Consider the following 489-nt stretch of genomic DNA (forward strand, 5'->3'; position numbering starts at 1 on the left):
CCCAGCGATATATATTCTGAGCCCCTCTGTTCCCCCCCCCCGCCCACACAGTGGTGGGGCGCGCCGGTTTTTCGCTGTTGAGGTGCTATTTCGTGACCTATCCGGAACTCCGGCGGAGACGAATGTCCTTCGGAAGCGGTACATACGGGACTACGAGGACGGTGCGGCACAGTGGACGCGGACGGCGGTTCATCGGGTGAACCCGGACAGGAACCGGTACTGCCGGACCGTGCACGGATGATGCGGGCGGTCTGCGGTTTCGCCGGCGACGGCGATCCCGTCCTGCGGGCCGCGCACGAACTGGCCGTCCTGCACGAACGCCGCGAGCAGCTCGTGCCGGGCGACACGAGCGAGATCGATTGGGAGCGGGCACGTCTGGTCTGCGAGATCGACCGCTGGGTGGTCATCCGCTCCCCCCGGCCCGGGGGGGGGGGGGGGGGGGGGCCCGCCGCGCGCGCCGCGCGGCCCCCGGGGGGGGGGGCCCCAGGC

Annotated in this window: 1 pseudogene; it reads left to right on the forward strand. The window is 71.4% G+C overall.

Going from position 1 to position 489, the window contains the following annotated elements:
- Positions 1–237 precede the first annotated feature (237 nt).
- Positions 238–489, forward strand: a pseudogene (locus ACFWPJ_RS23925) (hypothetical protein); the annotation flags it as partial.

Source organism: Nocardia sp. NPDC058497 (assembly GCF_042720195.1).
GTDB lineage: Bacteria > Actinomycetota > Actinomycetes > Mycobacteriales > Mycobacteriaceae > Nocardia.